General features: G+C 45.4%; 14 protein-coding genes. 7 read left to right on the plus strand and 7 right to left on the minus strand.

What is annotated here, in order from left to right:
* Nucleotides 1–4: 4 nt before the first annotated feature.
* From LZG73_RS08870 to LZG73_RS08890, 5 genes are all read left to right on the plus strand, one after another.
* On the plus strand, nucleotides 5–1,888 hold the full coding sequence (locus tag LZG73_RS08870) for a CocE/NonD family hydrolase (protein WP_233847798.1): 1,884 nt from the start codon (nucleotides 5–7) through the stop codon (nucleotides 1,886–1,888).
* Between the two features lie 34 nt (nucleotides 1,889–1,922).
* Nucleotides 1,923–4,010: a prolyl oligopeptidase family protein gene (locus LZG73_RS08875; RefSeq protein WP_233847799.1), complete on the plus strand. Its 2,088-nt coding sequence runs from the start codon at nucleotides 1,923–1,925 to the stop codon at nucleotides 4,008–4,010.
* Nucleotides 4,011–4,035: 25 nt separating this feature from the next.
* The gene (locus LZG73_RS08880; RefSeq protein ID WP_233847802.1) at nucleotides 4,036–5,784 is read left to right on the plus strand and encodes a T9SS type A sorting domain-containing protein; all 1,749 of its coding nucleotides are present in this window, start codon (nucleotides 4,036–4,038) and stop codon (nucleotides 5,782–5,784) included.
* Between the two features lie 248 nt (nucleotides 5,785–6,032).
* Entirely contained in the window at nucleotides 6,033–8,156 is a 2,124-nt protein-coding gene (locus LZG73_RS08885; protein WP_233847804.1) for a bifunctional aldolase/short-chain dehydrogenase, read from the plus strand.
* 104 nt (nucleotides 8,157–8,260) lie between these two features.
* Nucleotides 8,261–9,544, plus strand: coding sequence for a TIM barrel protein (locus LZG73_RS08890; RefSeq protein WP_233847807.1), 1,284 nt, complete (start codon nucleotides 8,261–8,263; stop codon nucleotides 9,542–9,544).
* Between the two features lie 62 nt (nucleotides 9,545–9,606).
* Here the strand turns inward: LZG73_RS08890 and LZG73_RS08895 are convergent, their stop codons facing one another.
* A complete protein-coding gene (locus LZG73_RS08895; protein WP_233847810.1) occupies nucleotides 9,607–10,626 on the minus strand; it encodes a GntR family transcriptional regulator in 1,020 nt (339 codons plus the stop codon).
* Nucleotides 10,627–10,719: 93 nt separating this feature from the next.
* The gene (locus LZG73_RS08900) at nucleotides 10,720–12,057 is read right to left on the minus strand and encodes a DUF6600 domain-containing protein (RefSeq protein WP_233847811.1); all 1,338 of its coding nucleotides are present in this window, start codon (nucleotides 12,055–12,057) and stop codon (nucleotides 10,720–10,722) included.
* A gap of 304 nt (nucleotides 12,058–12,361) precedes the next feature.
* Here LZG73_RS08900 and arfB point away from each other — a divergent pair, with 304 nt between their 5' ends.
* Both arfB and LZG73_RS08910 read left to right on the plus strand, forming a co-directional pair.
* Nucleotides 12,362–12,769, plus strand: coding sequence for an alternative ribosome rescue aminoacyl-tRNA hydrolase ArfB (gene arfB, locus LZG73_RS08905; RefSeq protein WP_233847812.1), 408 nt, complete (start codon nucleotides 12,362–12,364; stop codon nucleotides 12,767–12,769).
* 18 nt (nucleotides 12,770–12,787) lie between these two features.
* Nucleotides 12,788–14,029: an MFS transporter gene (locus LZG73_RS08910; protein ID WP_233847813.1), complete on the plus strand. Its 1,242-nt coding sequence runs from the start codon at nucleotides 12,788–12,790 to the stop codon at nucleotides 14,027–14,029.
* 5 nt (nucleotides 14,030–14,034) lie between these two features.
* Here the strand turns inward: LZG73_RS08910 and LZG73_RS08915 are convergent, their stop codons facing one another.
* The 5 genes from LZG73_RS08915 to LZG73_RS08935 form a co-directional block, all read right to left on the minus strand.
* A complete protein-coding gene (locus LZG73_RS08915) occupies nucleotides 14,035–14,370 on the minus strand; it encodes a DUF6984 family protein (protein ID WP_233847814.1) in 336 nt (111 codons plus the stop codon).
* A 5-nt stretch (nucleotides 14,371–14,375) separates the two neighbouring features.
* Nucleotides 14,376–15,425: a hypothetical protein gene (locus tag LZG73_RS08920; RefSeq protein ID WP_233847815.1), complete on the minus strand. Its 1,050-nt coding sequence runs from the start codon at nucleotides 15,423–15,425 to the stop codon at nucleotides 14,376–14,378.
* 41 nt (nucleotides 15,426–15,466) lie between these two features.
* Entirely contained in the window at nucleotides 15,467–15,760 is a 294-nt protein-coding gene (locus LZG73_RS08925) for a DUF5615 family PIN-like protein (protein WP_233847817.1), read from the minus strand.
* Between the two features lie 39 nt (nucleotides 15,761–15,799).
* Entirely contained in the window at nucleotides 15,800–16,045 is a 246-nt protein-coding gene (locus tag LZG73_RS08930) for a DUF433 domain-containing protein (protein WP_233847818.1), read from the minus strand.
* 112 nt (nucleotides 16,046–16,157) lie between these two features.
* Entirely contained in the window at nucleotides 16,158–19,601 is a 3,444-nt protein-coding gene (locus LZG73_RS08935) for a HEAT repeat domain-containing protein (RefSeq protein ID WP_233847819.1), read from the minus strand.
* Nucleotides 19,602–19,661: the final 60 nt, after the last annotated feature.

A 19,661-nucleotide genomic window follows, 5' to 3' on the forward strand; every position in this document is an offset into this window, starting at 1 on the left:
AGCTATGTTGAAAACACTACTAAGCATCACATTGATGTTCGCTTTTGTTGTTGCCCATGCGCAAAATTCGGATGAGCAATTTATTCGCGACAATTACACCAAAACAGAATATGACATTCCGGTCCGCGACGGTGTGAAATTGCACACCATTGTTTACTTACCAAAAGACGCGTCCGCTGATAAGAAATATCCGTTTTTAATGCAGCGCACGTGTTACAGCGTTGCCCCTTATGGTAAAGATGCATATCCGCCACGCATTGGACCAAGCCCTGCATTGATGCGGGACAAGTTTATTTTTGTGTATCAGGACGTCAGAGGTCGTTACATGAGCGAGGGCGAATGGACCAATATGACGCCGCACATTGCGCAGAAAAAAGGGAAAAACGACGTTGACGAAGCCTCAGACACTTACGACACAATTGAGTGGCTGCTTAAAAATGTTCCGAACAACAATGGTCGGGTAGGGCAGTGGGGGATCTCTTATCCAGGGTTTTACACCACGGCAAGTGCACTTTCAGAACATCCCGCATTGAAAGCTTCTTCGCCCCAAGCACCGATTGCTGATTTCTTTTTTGACGATTTTCATCATAACGGTGCTTTTACACAAGGTTATTATCTGACTTTTCCGGTTTTTGGCATCAAGCCGCCGAAGCCTACAACTGCTTCATGGTTCACGCCCGAAATGATTGAAGCGAAGCCGGACGGTTTTGCATTCAACCTGAACATCGGTTCGCTGAAAAATTTTGATCGTTATTATGCGAAGAATTTCTTTTGGGAAGAAACGGTTAATCACCCCAATAAGGATGAATTCTGGCAGAAAAGAGACATTCTGCCGCATTTGAAAAACATCAAGCACGCATTCATGACGGTTGGCGGCTGGTTTGACGCGGAGGATTTATACGGTCCGCTGAACACTTACAAAACCATTGAGAAGAACAATCCGTCTGCTTATAACACGATCGTCGTCGGTCCGTTTGGGCATGGACGTTGGAGTCGTGAAACGGGTCACACATTGCACAATGACATTTATTTCGGGGATAGCATTGCGACTTTTTACCAAAATAATATTGAAGCCAAATTCTTCAAGCACTTTTTGAAAGAAGCAGGCGACGGCAAAACCGGGCTTCCGGAAGCATATTTGTTTGATACAGGAAAAAAAGCGTGGCAAACTTATGACAAGTGGCCCGTCGCAAATGTTGAAAAGCGCAAATTGTATTTCCACGCAAGCGGCAAGTTGGATTTTAAAGAGCCGGCGGAGCAAAAATCCGTAAGTGAATATGTGAGCGATCCGTTGAAACCGGTTCCATACACGGCCAATTTTAAACAAATGTCAGGTTTTACACCATTTGAATACATGTCGGAAGATCAGCGATTTGCTTCGTCCAGACCGGATGTGCTCGTTTTTCAAACCGATGTTCTGGAAAATGATTTGACGCTTGGCGGTGAAATCACTGCGCTTTTGAAAATCAGCACCACCGGAACCGACGCTGACTTCTTTGTAAAAGTAATTGACGTTTACCCTGGCGATGAAAAAAATCATCCTTATCTGGCCGATCCCAAAACAGTCCTGGCCGGTTATCAGCAAATGGTCAGAAGCGAGATAATGCGGGCAAGGTTCCGAAACAGTTTCGAAAAGCCGGAAGCATTGGTTGCGGGACAAATGACGGATATTAAATTCCGTTTGCAGGATGTTCTGCACACTTTCAAAAAAGGCCACCGCGTCATGATCCAGGTCCAAAGCACCGCTTTCCCATTGTTCGACCGCAATCCGCAGAAATACGTCGACAACATTTATAAGGCAGCGGACACGGATTTTATTTCCGCAAAGCAAACGATTTACCATCAGGCAGGCGCCGCAAGTTCGCTCGAAGTTGACGTCATCAAATAGGCCAGATTCACATATGAATTTTAAATTGATAGGAATGAATATCATTGCCGCTTCCATCATAACTAATGGTGTAGCTCAAAATCTGGATTATCCAACAACAAAGCGGATCGACCACACGGACGATTATCACGGTGTCAAAGTCTCTGACCCTTATCGCTGGCTAGAAGATGATCGCTCAGCCGAAACCGGCGAATGGGTGAAGGCCCAGTATGCGGTTACTTTCGGTTATTTGGACAAAATTCCTTTCAAGGGGAAGATTTTTCAGGATCTCGAAAAAGCATATAATTATCCCAAATATTCAGCGCCAAGGAAGAAGGGAGATTTTTATTATTTCTACAAAAACGATGGATTGCAAAATCAGGCAGTGCTCTATCGCCAAAAAGGCGAAAACGGATCGCCCGAAGTGGTCCTCGATCCCAACAAATTATCAGCCGATGGAACGACGCGGTTAACCGTTTTTAGCTTATCAAAGGATGGCAACCACGCCGTTTTAGGCTTTTCAAAAGGCGGCTCCGACTGGCAGGAATATCAGGTCATGGACATGAAAAACCTGTCCATGCTATCCGACAAGATTGAGTGGGTGAAAATTTCAGGTGCAGCTTGGCAAGAGAATGGTTTCTATTACAGCCGCTATCCGAAACCGGAAGGCAGCGCATTGGCTGCGAAAAACGAAAACCATCAAGTGTTTTTTCACAAGATCGGGACTTCGCAAAATGAGGACAAACTGATTTTTGAAGACGCAGCAAACCCGCAACGCTTTCATACAGTGGGCACAACGGAAGACGAGCAATACGCAGTGCTGACCGTCAGTGACCGGGGCAAAGGGAAAGATGGCAATGGATTGTGGGTTTTGAAAAAAGGAGAAACCGCATTCAAGCCGATTAAGGAAGAGATTACCAACTTTCAATATGGCGTCATTGAGAATGTTGGCAACGATTTCCTGATAGAGACCAATGAAAATGCACCGAATAGCAAAGTGCTGCTTTATGTGGAGAAAGATAAATCCTGGAAAACGATCTTGCCCGAAAAGCCAGAACCGTTGCTAGGCGCAGGCGTTGCGGGCGGGAAATTGTTTGCATCGTATTCCAAAGATGTGAGCAGCCGCGCATATGTGTATAGCATGGACGGCAAATTAGAAAATGAGGTGAAATTGCCGGGATTAGGAACGGCCAGCGGCTTTGGCGGCGAGCGAGAAGATAGTTTCGTCTTTTACACTTATACATCATTCAACTATCCGCCAACAATTTTTAAATACGACATTGCTAGCAAGAAAAGCGCTGTCTTCCGCGAACCCGAGGTTTCATTTAAACCAGAAGATTATGAAACTGAACAGGTTTTTTATCCAAGCAAAGACGGCACCAAAATTCCCGCATTCATCACATACAAAAAAGGCTTAAAACGCGACGGCTCCAACCCGACCATTTTATATGGTTATGGCGGTTTCAACATTAGCCTAACACCAGCTTTCAGTCCGACGCGCATTCCATTTCTGGATCAAGGCGGGATTTTCGTACAGGCGAATCTCCGCGGAGGAAGCGAATATGGTGAAAAGTGGCATGAGCAAGGCATGAAACTCAAAAAGCAAAATGTGTTTGATGACTTCATTGCGGCAGCTGAATTTTTGATAAAAGAAAAATACACGTCGCCAGAAAGATTAGCGATTCAGGGCGGTTCAAACGGCGGTTTACTCGTAGGCGCAGTCATGAATCAGCGACCCGAGCTTTTCAAAGTCGCATTCCCGGCAGTGGGCGTAATGGATATGCTTCGCTTTCACAAATTCACCATCGGCTGGAACTGGATTGCAGACTACGGAAGCAGCGACAATGCCGAAGAATTCAAAGTGCTCCACGCATATTCACCTTTGCATAACATTAAAGAAGGAGGGAAATATCCTGCAACCATGATCACCACGGCCGACCACGACGACCGCGTTGTTCCCGCACATTCATTCAAATACGCTGCAGAACTGCAAGCCAAAGCCGGCGCATCATCCACCAACCCGCTCTTAATCCGCATTGACACCAACTCCGGCCATGGAGCGAGCAACACCAAAAAAGCATTGGAAACGCAGGCAGACATCTATGCGTTTTTGTTTTGGAATGTTGGATTGGTTTGGAAGTGATTTTTGTAAACCTCTATTCTTCTGTATGAAACAATTTTTACTTGCATCTCTTCTATTATTTGGTTTTCAATCCTTTTCTCAAACGCTCGAAGACGACCGACTGGCGCTCGTAGCACTTTACAATGCTGCAAATGGGCCAGAGTGGCTTGATAACAATTGGGTTATACCAGGATCGCCTGGCAATAATCCTTGCGGCTGGTCGGGGGTCACTTGCGAAAATGGGCGTGTCACATCTGTGGATGTTTCGGGAGAGACACTTAAAGGAACGCTGCCAAGTGCCATAGGAAAGCTTACCGCATTAAAAAAGCTTTTGATCAATGCGCGATTTTCAACAACCAGATTAACCGGTGATATACCCGTTGAACTGGGCAATCTCACTAATCTCGAAGAACTGGACATTGCCGGACATGCATTCAGCAGCAAGAATTTTCAGGTCATAGGCCAGCTCGTAAATTTGAAAACGCTTTGGTTTACTCCACTTTGGTCTATCCCAAACCAGCTATTTACACTTCCCAAAATAGAGACTTTGGTGCTTTCCCTTGGTCAGGCAAGTGAGCGTGTCCCGATTGGCCCGTTCCCTGTTGGAATTACGAAGTTGACAACATTAAAAACGCTGGTCATCAGCAGCATGGGATACACTGGTCAGCTGCCCGTGGAATTAGGTAACCTTACCCAACTGAAATTGCTTGTTATTGGAGAGACATTTTTAGAAGGAAGAATCCCAGCCACTATTGGTAACCTGACTAACCTGACGCAGCTAGGAATTAACGGAATTCTCTATGCAGGACCAATTCCACCGGAAATTGGTAAACTTCGTAAGCTGATTGGGTTACATCTTAATTACAATACGCATACTGGACCCATTCCGAGTGAAATTAATGGCTTAGTAAATGCGATAGAAATTTCACTTGAAGGCAATCACCTTACCAGTCCGCTGCCTGATCTTTCGGCATTAAAACCAGGAATAATTAATGCTGAAATGAACAGTTTCAATTTCGATGGCCTTGAAGGGCACATTGACAGGTTTGTTTATGGAGGATATTTGAAACAATTGGAAATCCCATTATATAAAGTAAACGATTACTACTATGTCAATGCTGGTGGAACTCAGGCGAAAAACACTTATAAGTGGTATGTGAATGGCGCGTTGGAAGCAACCATAGTCGGAGACAATAGATTTTACTCGACCAAAACCGGTGCTCATCGTGTTGAAATCACCAATTTGGATATTCCACTTTTAACGCTATCCAGCACAACAATTGGATCTGCATTGCCGGTTAATCTCATTTCATTTCGCGGCGAATCCGGTGTAAATGAAAATCGCCTCATTTGGGAGACCAGCTCGGAAGTTGCCAACAAAGGTTTTGAAATCGAGAAAAGTGCTGATGCGCGGACATTCCATAAAATAGCATTCGTCGATGGCAACGGAAATAGCAATGAACTGAAAAACTATCATTACACAGATCAAAATCCTTTTGACATCACCTATTACAGGTTAAAGCAGCTTGACTACGACGGCAAATTTGAGTATTCAAAAATCATCATCGCCAGGAATGTGCCAGATATTAAAGTGTATCCTAATCCGGCAAGGGACTATATTGTGATCTCAGGATTGGATATGGAATCAAATTTTCAAATTCTAGGGCTGGATGGACATGCGGTTTTAAGTGGTAAGACAAAGCCGGCAGCGCAAATCTCTGTAAAGCAGCTGCCGACAGGGGCTTACATATTAAAGATCGGAGAAAAGACAAAAAAGCTCGTTATTAACAAGTAACTACTAAGGTAAAAGTCATTGAAAACGGTCTTAACAGGCAACACACGTTTCAAGCCAAATTGTCCCGTTTTAACTTCTTAATCTCACATTATTTCTTAATTTATTTCTACATGCAGGATACAGCAGGACGGTGGGGATGGGTAAGTTTTCTAATCTTGTGCCTGTTACACAGTAGTAATTATAAATCAGATTCCTTTGTGGAAATGAGACCTTTTACCTCAAAATGATAATTCATTAACTAAGAAAATATGAGCAGTTCTAATGTAAGCCAGTACAGGTATGTTAGCTATTTGTGGGATGAAGGTAAAGCAGCTTCACTGGGAGATGATCAGGTGGCGCTACTTTTATATCGCTCCAATTTGCTGGGTGCGGACCTCCGTCTTACCAATTATGCAGGTGGTAACACAAGTTGCAAAACCATCGAAAAAGATCCCCTGACTGGTAATCCTGTTGAGGTGATGTGGATCAAGGGCTCCGGCGGCGATATTGGCACTTTGACAAGAAGCGGCCTGGCTGGACTTTATCAGGATCGCTTGCATAATTTGAAAAACATCTACCGCGGACTGGAATTTGAAGATGAAATGGTAGAGCTTTTCAACCATTGCATTTACGATCTGAAATCCAAAGCGCCTTCTATCGATACGCCTTTACACGGTCTGTTGCCATTTAAACACATCGACCACTTGCATCCGGATGCATTGATCGCCATTGCGGCGTCCAAAGAAGGTGAGGCAATTACAAAAGAACTGTTTAGCGGTGAACTGGCGTGGGTGCCTTGGCAACGTCCGGGATTTGATCTTGGATTAAAACTGGAACAGGCATTGGCTGAAAATCCTGGAATCCGTGGAATCGTTTTAGGCGGACATGGTTTGTTTACCTGGGGCGACACGGCTTATGAATCTTACATTAACACGCTCGATACGATCGAAACGGCGTCAGAATATCTTGCTGAAAATTATGGCAAAAAGCGTCCCGTTTTTGGTGGACAACGCCTGGAAAGCGAGCCCGAAGCACGCCGTTCGGAAATAGCCGGAAAACTTGCTCCTTACCTGCGCGGACTGGCTTCTGACCAGCAGGCAATGATCGGTCACTTTACGGATGATGCGCGTGTTCTGGAATTTATCGCAAGCAATGATCTGGATAAATTGGCCCCATTGGGCACAAGCTGCCCCGACCACTTCCTGCGCACGAAAATCCGTCCATTGGTTCTGGATTTCCCCTTTGAAAAGCTTGGCGCAACAGATCAGGAAATTTTGGATCACATTCGTCCGCAGTTTGAAGCTTACCGCGCTGACTATCAAGCATATTATGACCGTTGCAAACACGATAACAGCCCGGCCGTTCGTGACCCAAATCCCGTAATTATATTGTTGCCAGGAGTTGGAATGTTCTCTTTTGCAAAGGACAAGCAGACCGCACGCGTTGCAGCAGAGTTTTATACCAACGCAATTAATGTGATGAAGGGAGCGGAAGCGATTTCGTCTTACGTTTCATTGCCTGAGCAAGAGGCATTTGATATTGAATATTGGCTGCTTGAAGAGGCTAAATTGCAGCGTATGCCGAAAGAAAAATCGGTTTCCCGTAAGATTGCCATCGTAACCGGCGGCTCCGGTGGGATCGGTAAAGCCATTGCATTAAAATTACTGCAAGAAGGCGCTTGCGTCGTAATTTCAGATATTGATGAAAATGCGCTTGCTGAAACCAAAGCGGAATTTGATACAAAATTCGGTAAAGATTTTTCTGCTACGACCATCGCGAACGTGCTGGATGTGGATCAGATCAAAGCGGCATTGCATGCGACGAAATTAAAATATGGCGGCGTTGATATCGTGGTAAACTGCGCAGGATTGTCGATTTCGAAGCCATTGGCAGAAACAACCATCAAGGACTGGGATATTTTGCAGGATGTTTTGGTAAAAGGTCAATTCCTTGTTTCGCAAGAAGCGGTTGCGATCATGCGCCAACAAGGATTGGGCGGTGACATTATCAACATTGCAAGTAAAAACGGAATCGTTTCTGGTCCTAATAATGTGGCTTACGGCACTGCAAAAGCAGCTCAGCAACACATGTCGCGCCTTTTGGCGGCTGAACTTGGGCCAGATAAAATCCGCGTGAATGTTGTTAACCCCGACGCGGTGATTGCCGGAAGCAAAATCTGGGAAAGCGGCTGGGCAGCGGGCCGCGCCAAAGCCTATGGCATCAGCGTCGCCGAACTTCCCGCATATTATGCCAAGAGAACGGTTCTCAATGCAGAAATTCATACAGAGGACATTGCAAACGGAGTTTATATTTTCGTCAGCGGTTTGTTGAGCAAAAGCACTGGAAATGTGATCAATGTCGATGGTGGCGTTCCTGCGGCTTTCCTAAGATAAGCTAGATAACGAAATATTCTCCCGGCTTTTTAATCGGGTTATTAAACGATTTTAGACTTCCCAAGTTTTCAAAACTTGGGAAGTCTTTTTAAATTTCTACAAAAATGAGAATTGACCAATATCAGATTGACCAGCATAATGATAGCATATCGTTGCGGCATAGCAAGCAGTTTGGCTTCTTAACAGAACAACTGGGCGAGCAAGGAATTAATGCCAGTGAAGTCATCAATGCATTGACAGCTTTCCAGGTGGCGATTCCGAGCTGGGCTTTGGGCACAGGGGGAACACGTTTCGGCAGATTTTCGGGCGGAGGCGAGCCGCGTTCTTTGGAAGAAAAGGTCGAAGATGTGGGTCTGCTGCATGCGCTCAACCGGTCAAGCGGCTCGATATCACTGCACATTCCCTGGGACATTCCGCAGCAAGCTGAGTCCATAATCAGCCTGGCTTCTTCCTTTGATCTGACATTTGATGCGGTCAATTCCAACACATTTCAGGACCAGAAAGATCAGGAGCTTTCCTATAAATTCGGCTCATTATCTCACGTGGATGCAGCGGTTCGCAAGCAGGCTGTTGCACACAACATTGAGGTGATTAAATATGGCAAAGATCTCGGCTCGAAGGCGCTATCAATCTGGCTCTCAGATGGATCTTGTTTTCCAGGGCAATCCAGTTTCGTGCGGGCATTTCAAAACACATTGGAATCATTGCAGGAAATTTATGCAGCGCTGCCGGAAGATTGGAAAGTGTATGTGGAATACAAGGCATATGAGCCGAATTTTTATTCAACCGTGATCCAGGATTGGGGAAGCTCATTATTGTTTTGCCAAAAATTAGGTCCAAAAGCGGATGTGCTCGTCGATTTAGGACATCATTTGCCTAACGCAAACATTGAGCAAATTGTGGCCACATTGATGATGGAGGGTCGTTTGGCTGGCTTCCATTTCAATGATTCGAAATATGGCGATGACGATTTGACTGTCGGCAGCATTCGTCCCTACATGCTTTTCCTGATTTTCGTAGAACTCGTCGAAGGAATGAAGCGTGCAGGAAATGGAAGCGATGCTTACGCCTGGATGATCGATGCGAGTCATAATGTAAAAGATCCGTTGGAAGATCTGCTGCAATCCGTGGAAGCGATTCTAATTTCCTATGCGCAGGCTTTGCTAGTTGATCGCAAAAAACTGGAAGAAGCACGCAATCAAAATGATGTTGTTTTGGCGCAGCAAATTTTACAAAATGCCTTCCGCACGGATGTAAGGCCATTGGTTCGCGAATCCATGCGATTGAGCGGCGGTTCACTTGATCCAATCGGTTTATTCAGAAACTTGAAAGTCAGGAATGAACTAATGAATGAACGAGGAAGAGTTACTGTTGCAACTGGATTATAATATTTCTAATTTTCTTTAATTGCCCCGGGCTTAAGCCCGGGGCAATTAAAGAAAATTAGAAATCACAGCGACTTTCTCCTTATCAATGTAAAGGGATTTTTGACAATCGCCCTTCTATTCTCTGTAATCAACTCCGCAGCCGTCTTGCCCATTTGCTCATGATCCGTTGAAATGGTCGTGATCCCGTCAAGCAAAATTTCTTTCAATGGCGTTTCGTTGTAAGAAATGATCCCAATGTCTTTTCCAATGGTCAGTTGCTGTTCGCGGCACTTTTTGATCAGATTTACCAGGTCATTTTCCTCAATCACCACGTAAGCCGTGTCCTGCTCTGCAATGCTGTTTTCATGAAAATCATACATAATTTCATGCTCAAACTCATGCTGAATGCAGAAAATCCGAAATCCTTTAATGATTTCTTTGGGATAACGAATGATGGTCGGGAAGATCAGGATCAACTTTTTATAAACTTTCAGCAAATCAACCGCCTCATTCAATGCGGAAACAATGTCTTTCTCGAAGTTTTGAAAAACAGAAGAATGTTTTTTGCTATTAAGCTCAATGTCTTTATCCAATAAAATCAGCTTTTCCGGCGGGATCATTTTAAGTGCCTCAATGGCTTCCTCCGCTTTTTCATAAAAATGCGGCATGATCACGTAATAATCGTATTCGCCCAAACTGTTCTTGATCAGGTTCTTGAAAATATTGGCATTGGAATGATGAATGTGTAAATCTACATTGACATTACGGCCGACGTTTTCAACAAACGCATTGTAAATCTGTTTTTTATAATTGCTTATCTTATTGAAAACCAATAGAATGCGAACGGAAGTCTCAATGTCGACGCGATTGATAAAATAACCCTTGCCCCGCACCGAAATCAGGACGCCGTCTTTGATCAAGTGTTTGTAAGCCTTTTCAACAGTGTCTCGGGAAAGCAGATATTCTTCACTTAACTGATTGATAGAAGGAATTTTATCGCCACGTTTCAGCTTGCCTTTGCTGATTGCCTGCAAAAGCGACTTGATAATTTGCATGTATTTGGGCGCACTCTCCTTAAACTCAATGTCAAATTGTATTTCCATCAATGCTGTTGTTAATCGAGGCCAGTATAAATAAAAACAGCCGACGGGGAAAACTACTTTCCGCGTCGGCTGTTTTATCATGCATTTTCCCGTTTATCTCGGCCCTCTGCTGCTTCTTTCGGAGCTCCCGCCTCTGGATGAGCCCCTGTCGGAACTTCCCTGAGACGATCTTGCATTGGGTTCGCTGCGTCTTGATTCAGCAGCGCCTCCGCCATATGATCCTCTGTCCGACCGGCTTTCGCGCTGTTGTGTCGGCGCTTCATAAGAACCTCTGCTGCGGCTTTGGTTCATGGACTCATTGGTGCGCTCGGACCTGGTGCTGCGTTCGTTGCCATATGCCGGTACACTTCGTTCCGCACTGCGCTCAGGCTGACGAGGCATTTCTTCACGGCTCGATCTGCTGTCATTTCTTGGCTCAGGAACATTCCGAGGCGCTTCATTTACGCGACCGTTCCGCGAATCATTGTTTCTGAATTCAGCATTGTCGCTTCGCTCACTGCGGCTGCTGGTTTCGCGACGGTTATTTTCATAACGCGCATCGTTGTTTCTAAAATCCGCATTGTCGCTTCTCTCGCTGCGGCTGCTAGTTTCGCGACGGTTGCCTTCGTAACTTGAATTGTCTCTTCCGCTGCGGCTCGATCCGGCGTCGATTGTTGCGCCCCGGCGGTTGGATTCGTTAACTCTTTCGTTGCGGTTATTGTCACGGCTGTTTTCATATCTGTCGTTACCACGACTATTGCCTGCTACGACAACCCTGCCGCGACGGTTTACATCAATTTCACGAACCGGAACACTTCTTCTCGTAACACGCTCAATCTCATCACGTCTCGGGCCATAAACATAGGTCCGGTTGTTGTTATAATAATAGTTATTAATGATGGTTGTTCTACCGTAATAATGTGAAACCCGGTTTCTTGGCGCGCAATACGAAGACCAACGCGGACTAGTAATGTAACGCTGCGGAACAAAAACCCACCAGAATGAAGGAATGTTGATAGACACATTCACATTCACGCCAGGACCAAGCGGAGCCCAGCCATAATATCCGCCGCCCGACCGCCAGTTCACCCATGCAGGACCCCATTCGTAATCAGGGATCCAAAACCAGCCATTGTAATCATCGAAGGACCAGCGGCCATAGTGAAATGGAGCCCAGCCCCAGTCGTAATCCGAAACCCAGGTGTTACCATATTCGGTAACTTCCCAATATCCGGCAGTGGAGTAGGGCTGGAAACCTTGCGGCGCGTCGGGAATCCAAACGGAACCATATTGCGGCGTCCGGACCCACCTTCCGTAAGGGGAAAGTTCATCGTAAAATGTTTGAAACGAAATGTTAACTCCGGGCTGTGCCTGCGTCTTGTTAAGGGTCGAAACACCGCCAAGCATTAGCAAGATCAGGCCCAGTATCCGAAGTTTTCGCATGATTTTCATGGCTATATGGATTAGTTGTTTTCTTTGTTTAAAATCATTAGTTGGACACAGAATTTTGTTTTTGGTTTAAACGCTTCCTTGCGTTGTTATCGGTATAAACATGATGCGTTTGAAAGGTCAAAGGATGCATGGATCAATGCGGATGCAAGTTTTGAGTTATAATTTGTTCATAATTAAATGGTTATATGGTTTTTACAAAAGAAATTAGGAGTCTTTTACCTATGCTAAGACAATTGTAAACTACTTTCGCCCTATCCGCCATCGTCAACATTAACAACACGTTAACAATTTTTTTAAGCATACTATGATCAACCCGGAAATCCTCCATAACGAACTGGTCTTTCAAACGGCGCGCAGCGGTGGAAAAGGAGGGCAGAATGTGAATAAAGTCGAGACGAAAGTCGAGTTGCGATTTGACATTAAAAACTCTCCCTCACTAACAGAAGAGCAAAAACAAACGCTGATTGAGAAACTGGCCAATAAGCTCACGAATGAGCAAATATTGATTCTGTATCACCAGACCGAACGCTCGCAACTGGCCAATAAAGAGAAGATTATCACTAAGTTCAATGACCTTATTAAGAAGGCATTCTTTGTCCAAAAAAACCGAAGGGCAACGCGCCCGACGCTCGCTTCCAAAATGGAACGGCTGCAAACCAAGCAGCGGAATGCCAACATTAAATCATTGAGAAAAAAGTCGTTTGAAGATTAACACCGCATTCGCCAACCCATGCATTCGCTCACTCCTGCTCAACCCAAATTAAGTGCCGTTTTCACGCTTCCTGTCATTGTCGCATCGCTCGGTTACTTTGTAGATGTGTATGATTTGCTGTTATTTAACATTGTCCGCGTGCCAAGTTTGAAAGATTTGGGGCTCTCCGAAGAGGAGATCTCTCGCATAGGCGCAAACATTTACAATTGGCAGCAGGCTGGCTTGCTGATCGGCGGATTTATGTGGGGCATATTAGGAGATAAGCTAGGCAGGAAATCGGTTCTTTTCGGCTCCATTCTCACTTATTCTTTGGCAAACATTGCTTGCGGCTTTGCAAACAATGTCGAAATGTATTCCTTTCTAAGATTCGTTGCAGGATTAGGATTGGCCGGTGAACTCGGGGCCGGAATAACATTGATTGCCGAAATTTTGCCAAAAGAATTACGCGGTTATGGCGCTTCCGTTGTCGCCAGCGTTGGGCTTGCGGGCGCCATTGCTGCGTTTTTTGCCGTGAAGCTTACAGATTGGCGCACGGCATATTTCATCGGCGGCGGCATGGGGCTTGTGTTGTTGGCATTGAGGATCAACGTGTTGGAATCGATCATTTTTAATAAAAGCATTGAAAAAAGAGGCACAAAGGCGGTTCCCTGGTGGACGATCTTCACAAACTGGTTGCGGTTTGTCCGCTACATTCGTTGCATGGGAATTGGCCTGCCGACTTACATGGTCATTGGCATTTACTCGACTTTCGGGAATGAGTTTGCGAAGGCGTTGGGCATAACTGCTGACGTTCAGGCTGCAACCTGCGTGCTTTACACATACATAGGCATTGTCACGGGTGACTTTTTTAGCGGAATTTTAAGCCAATGGCTGCGTTCACGACGGAAAGCGATTTTGCTGATGATGTCAATGACGTTGGCTGGCGTGATCCTGCTGCTTTATGGCGGAATTCAGTCGCCTGCGGTGCTTTATGGCTGCTATGTCTGGCTTGGGTTTTCCATTGGATACATTGCCATGTTCCTGACGACAACCGCAGAGCAATTCGGGACAAACCTCCGCGCGACAGTTACAACTTCTGTGGCCAATAATGTGCGGGCAACCGTGCTGATCACACTCCCATTATTCCAATTCTTGAAACCAGGCTGGGGCGTCTTGACCTCTGGGGCAATCGTTGGGGCCATTTGCTTCTCCCTCGCACTCTTGTCGCTTTGGAAAATGGAAGAAACTTATGGGAAAGATTTGGATTATGAAGAAGCGTAAATGGGTTACGCTTCTGCTGTTTTGCCAAAAATCAATTGATCAGGGCGCGGATAATCGATCAATTTTGAGAAATCTACTTTCCAAAAATCCAGGTCAAGAAGGTGATTCTGATTGTCTTTGGTCAATGTGATGACGACCGGCGTGCCATCGCTGTCCACATATTCGGCTTGGATCAAATCTCCATCATAACCATTCACATCACCGCCCAGGCTGATACTGCCCATTTTTCCGCCTTCATATTCATCAACCAACTCGCTGATGGGATAATCATCAGGATTCAAATGCAATTGTTGCAACAGAAAATGAATCAGCGTTTTTTCATCCGCTCTAATCGGTCTCATTTTACTCATGAATTGACTTTTGACAAATTATTATTCTTGTTTCGCAATTGCTCCGCCTTTTTTCCAACAAACCAAAAAGAGAGCGCGAGGACTGCAAAGAAGATTCCTTTATTCGTCCTGTCCCAAAAATATTCAAAATAGCGCGTGTAAATGTTGAGCAGGAAAAAGACGAGGCCCAAGTCGCGCAGCGTATCAAGTTTATTTTTAAATGCATAAATAAGCAGCAAGGTCAAAACAATGGTAAAGCACAGAGCCCAATACCAGAAATAACTCTGCTTAATGGCTGTCCAGCCGCTCAGATCATCATAATTGCCGAAAATAGAAAGTGTCCAGGCCGCGAGCAAGAATAGGAAAAGGCCAATGGAATAAGTCGTTTCCTGGAAGAATGGCAGCAATTTCATGCGCTGCAAGGCAATGGAAAACAGCCAGATAGCAAGTCCGAAAACCGTCATGCGCAAAGGATAATTCATACCTAAGAACCGGTAATTCCCGCCAGACCAAAAGTGCGTCTGAGCGCCCCACCAGCCAGCAAGGGAAATGATCATCACCGTCCACAGCAACGTTGAGCGCAAGAAGATCGCAGCGGCTCCGTAAACTATGGTTGCAATCAGCAGTGGAATCGCATAATTGCCCTCGAAATTCGTAAAGCTGCGCGTCCAATATGTTATCGCAACGCCAATTGTGAGGATAATCGTAATGTTGTAAGTTTCGTTGCTCGCCTTTGAAGCGGGATATTTTACTTGTCTTCTTTTGGCAAGAAAAACAAACAATGCAGCCAACAATGTAAATCCGATCCCGAATATGGTTTCCGAAAAGCCCCATTTCTTGCGAAGCAATTCCAGCCACTTTTCGTCCAGCACCAATGCACCAAAAGCAAGTAATCCGCAGGATATAGCCGAGATTAAAGCATAAATGGCAATGGCATCCACATTCGCATTGCGCAACTGGTAACTGCCCTGCAACTCCTCAGCCAACTCACCCGAAACCTTGCCACTATCCTTCCAAAACTGTATCGCTTTCTCAACAGCCGCCGCCTCTTTCTTATCTAATTCCATTAATTTATTGATGATGAAGTTTCGTTTCGGGACCTGAACTATCAATTGAAAGCCTCGATCTTATCATTGAATATGACAACAAGTTTATATTCGGCACTAAGCAATATCACTTCTTCCCATATCTGCGAAACCAAAATATAAAAGTTTTTCATCGACATGTTGCCAGTTCTGAAATGGATAACGCGTGGAGGAGGAGATGATATCAAGATGCGGTTAGAAAAGTCAGCATCTTTTGAAATGATGGTCATATTTTGTGCCTTTGCAGCATTCCAGATATCAGAATCAACTGCTTCTCGCTCTATGTCCAGTTGGTGGATGTATTTCTGTTTTTCCAAAGGGAGAAATAATAGGGAAGATTCACGTCAATCAAATACTCAGGCGACATGCTTTACCTCTTTGATGAAATAATTCCTATTCATCAAAGAGATGGCAAATTGATAGCAGGCATCAATGTCTTCGTTTTCAAGATTTGGATACTGTTGTAATAACTCCTCACGACTTGTTCCTGCAAACAAAAATTCAAGAACAGTTTGCACAGTAATTCTCATCCCACGGATCACCGGCCGCCCATTGCAAATATCGGGATTAATCGCTATCCGGTCAGTAAGATAAGTTGTCATAGTAATAGCTTTTGCCAAATATAATCAATATTCCAGGAGCCTGGACGCTTATGCCAATTGCCCATAAACAAGAAAGTCCGGATCTCATTGATCCGGACTTCCTTGTTTATGACTATTTGCCGCTTTTTAATCCCGACAAAAACTCAACCACGTCTCGGATTTCTCGTTTTGACATGATGGTTCCCATTGGGGGCATGCTGGATGGGACGTTTTCGCGTTTGGCAATGCGGGCCGTTGCGATTTTGAGTGGCTCTGCTTCGGAAGTTTTAAGGACCAGTTCGTGATCGCTTTCCTGAGCGAGAATGCCTGCTGTGGAAGTTCCGTCTTTCAATGTAAGCATGACCATTCCAAAACCTGGCGAAAGCCGAGCGCTTGGCTCAACAAGTGCCTGCAATATTTGCTCCCTTGACAGCACATTGCCAATGTTGGAAAGGTTAGGACCAACTTCGCCGCCCTGTCCGCCAATCGAATGGCAGCGCACGCATTCAGCAGCCGAATTGGTCATAAAATATCTGCGGCCCAATTGCGCATTTCCACCGAAAAGTGCGTCCTGATAATCAGCAACGGTTGTTCCTTTTGTGCGCAATGGAGCGAGCTTGGCAATCAATGTGCTGGATTTCGTAGAATCAATGGCTTCTGAAAGATCCAATGCAAGACTTGCAGGCAGTTTCTTGTCAGACATTTTACCAATCAAATCTTCAAAAATGCCTTCTGTCTTAGCAACCGGAATCGTGCCCAGCACACGCAGCATTTGCTGTTGCTCACGCACGCTTCCTTTGTCGAAAATGCTTTTGGAAATATCCGCCAATGCTTCTTTTGACATATCAACGCTTCCTGCCATGCCCAGCGCTGCCGTGCGAACGTCGGCGTCAGAATCAGTCATCCCAAGCTTCATGGCCGTTTCCATATCGGCGTATTTCAACTCATTCAATGCAACGAGCATTGCGGTTCTTACTTTCGGATCTTTATGGCTGGCCAGAATCTTTGCCATTGCTGCATTGTTTTCCGATAGACCCAGATTAGTTAGCATTTGCGCTGCTGCGATGAGCGTTTCCGAATCGTCGTCATTCAATAAGCCACTGATCACAGGCTGCACTTTTGACTTCACAAGCGCAGGATCACGTTGGATCACGCCACGGTAACGTCCGTCGACACGGTCCATGACAGATGGGCTGGCCCATGTGCCTAATGCCGCCAATGCTTCTGTCCGAACGCTTTTCTCAACATCTTTCCGTTGTGCGAAGGCGACCAAATTATCCAATTGATCATTGGTTCCGACCCGCAAAGCAGCATTGATTGAACGTCTTAACAATGGCTCCGACTTGAATTTTTTGTCCTTCAAAAGATCGGCTAAGGCTGGAAGCGCGGCAGTTATCGACAAATCGTCGTTAATGCCTCTCGCTGCTTCGGTAACGATATATTCATCTTTATCCTGCAAAAACAAACTGATCTTCTCATTACGCATTCTTCTCAAAACAAGCACGGCTGCAATGCGAAGCGACTTTTCTGGACTGGATGACAATGCAACGATAGGCTCAACTTCGCCAATGCGCGACAATGCAAGCACTGCTGCGTGTCTCAGATAAACATCTTCGTCATTATTAGTTTTAATCATTGCCAAAAGCGGCGTGACAGCTTGCTTGTCAGCAATGCGCCCCAAAGCTTGCGCTCCGAAGAACTGCATGCGTGGATTTTTAGAAGAAAGCATTGGAATCAGCATTGGACCAGCTTCTGCGATTTTCGCATCACCGAGCACTTTTGCTGCTTGCACAGCAATTTCTTCGTCTGAATCTTTCAACAAAGTCATCAACACATTCGCATATGACTTGTCCTGACGTGCCAATTGACCCATTCCCCAAATCCCGTGAATTCTTTGCAATTGATTGCCCGTTTGTGCAATGGCTTTGCTTAGCACCGTTGCACCCGTTGCGCCGCGTGCCGCCAATTCAAACTGCGCTTTCTGACGAATGCGCATATCCTGATTGTCCAGCAACGAATACAGCATGTCATCGGTTTGCTTTTCGTAATCAAGCTGCATGAGGCGTTTTGTGATCGCTCTCAGCTCTTTGAGGTCATTCTTTTCGTCAGTAACATCCAGTTTCCAGACTCTTCCATAATTTTTTGTATCCCAACCATTAATCCAGTCAGCCACATACAATGCGCCATCCGGACCGAAACGAATGCCGGTTGGCAGGATTCCGTTCAGGATATTTTTTTCTCCGTCCAATACGAATGAAGCGCCTTTTGGTTTCAATCCAAATGACCAGATCGGCGAGCGGGCAGGGTTTCCTACGAATTCCACAAGGAAAAATTTATTTTTCCAAGCAGATCCCAAAGCCGTTCCCGGGTTGTATTGCATTCCGGTCGGGCCGTTATGAAAATTCTGAATTGGCGGAATAATGTATGCAGCCTGACCTTCCCAGCGCGGTTTGTAAAGCTTTTCATCCATCCAGACTTTGTAGGAATTGTTTTTCGGGTCCGTATATTTTCCATACTGCCAGTTGGAGCGCCAGCCCGCATCGGAGCCTTCTACAACGTGAACCAACCTTTCGCTTTCGCCCGGATGGTCACCATCATTATCCGAGCTGATCAGGTTTCCGTATTCGTCAAAAACAAACTCGTGCGTGTTTCTTAATCCATGTGCAAAAACCTCAAACTCACTGCCGTCCGGATTTGAACGCGCAATGATGCCGGAATTGGGATGCTCGTGTTTTACGCCTTCGGCCGTTGTAATGTTTGCCCCAATGTCACCAATGTTCCAATAAATTTTTCCATCCGGACCTTCAATCGGATTAGACATGCCGTGACCGCCGAAACCAATGTGAACCCCATAACCGTGACTGATTGATGTTTTTTGGTCCAAAACTCCGTCGCCATTCGTGTCTCTCAATCTCCACAAATCCGGCGCAATGGCTACGAACGCGTCATGTGCACGAATAAGTAATCCGCCTGCGACGTCCGAAACTTCTTCAAAAAAGTCGTCCAGAATGCGCATGGAAACGTCAGCTACGCCGTCATTGTCGGTGTCTTCAATGCGCCAGACTTCGTCTTTTTCAACAGCTAAGTCTTTCCAATCGTGACTTCCGTCTTTATTAAGGTCTTTCAAAAAGCTGTTTTCCTTGCTTTTGCTGGGAGCGAATGTGCTCCGCAAAAACGCGCGACGGTCTTCAACGGTTTGCAAGCCAATGGAAGCGGTCATCCAGTGGCGGTAACCTCTGATGTCAAACTCTGAGTTTTTCTGGCGATTCGTCCGGTTCAGATAAATTCTTCCCATGTCGTCAACGGCGATGGCAACCGGGTCCGGAGCAAGTGAATCGGACGCCCAAAGATCCAGTTTAAGCCCGTCAGCCAGCTTAACAACTGTTTTCTCACGGATTTCTTTGGCGTGTGCTTTGCCAGTTGTAGCATCCTCCTTAATGACGACAGCAGTGCTGTTGGTTTTGGAAGTTGAACCCGTTTTCGCGGTCTTAGGCGACATTTTCATACAGGACACAACCACAATCGCGGTGGCCCCAAGAATAAATAGTGGTTTTCGTAAAAGTTTTTTGGGAATCATTGAAGCAGGTCCTTAATCAGGATTTAGTTTTTAATCTTAGTTTTTGATCGGAATAAGAGA

The sequence above is a fragment of the Dyadobacter sp. CY326 genome, from assembly GCF_021390515.1.
Taxonomy (GTDB): Bacteria; Bacteroidota; Bacteroidia; order Cytophagales; family Spirosomataceae; genus Dyadobacter.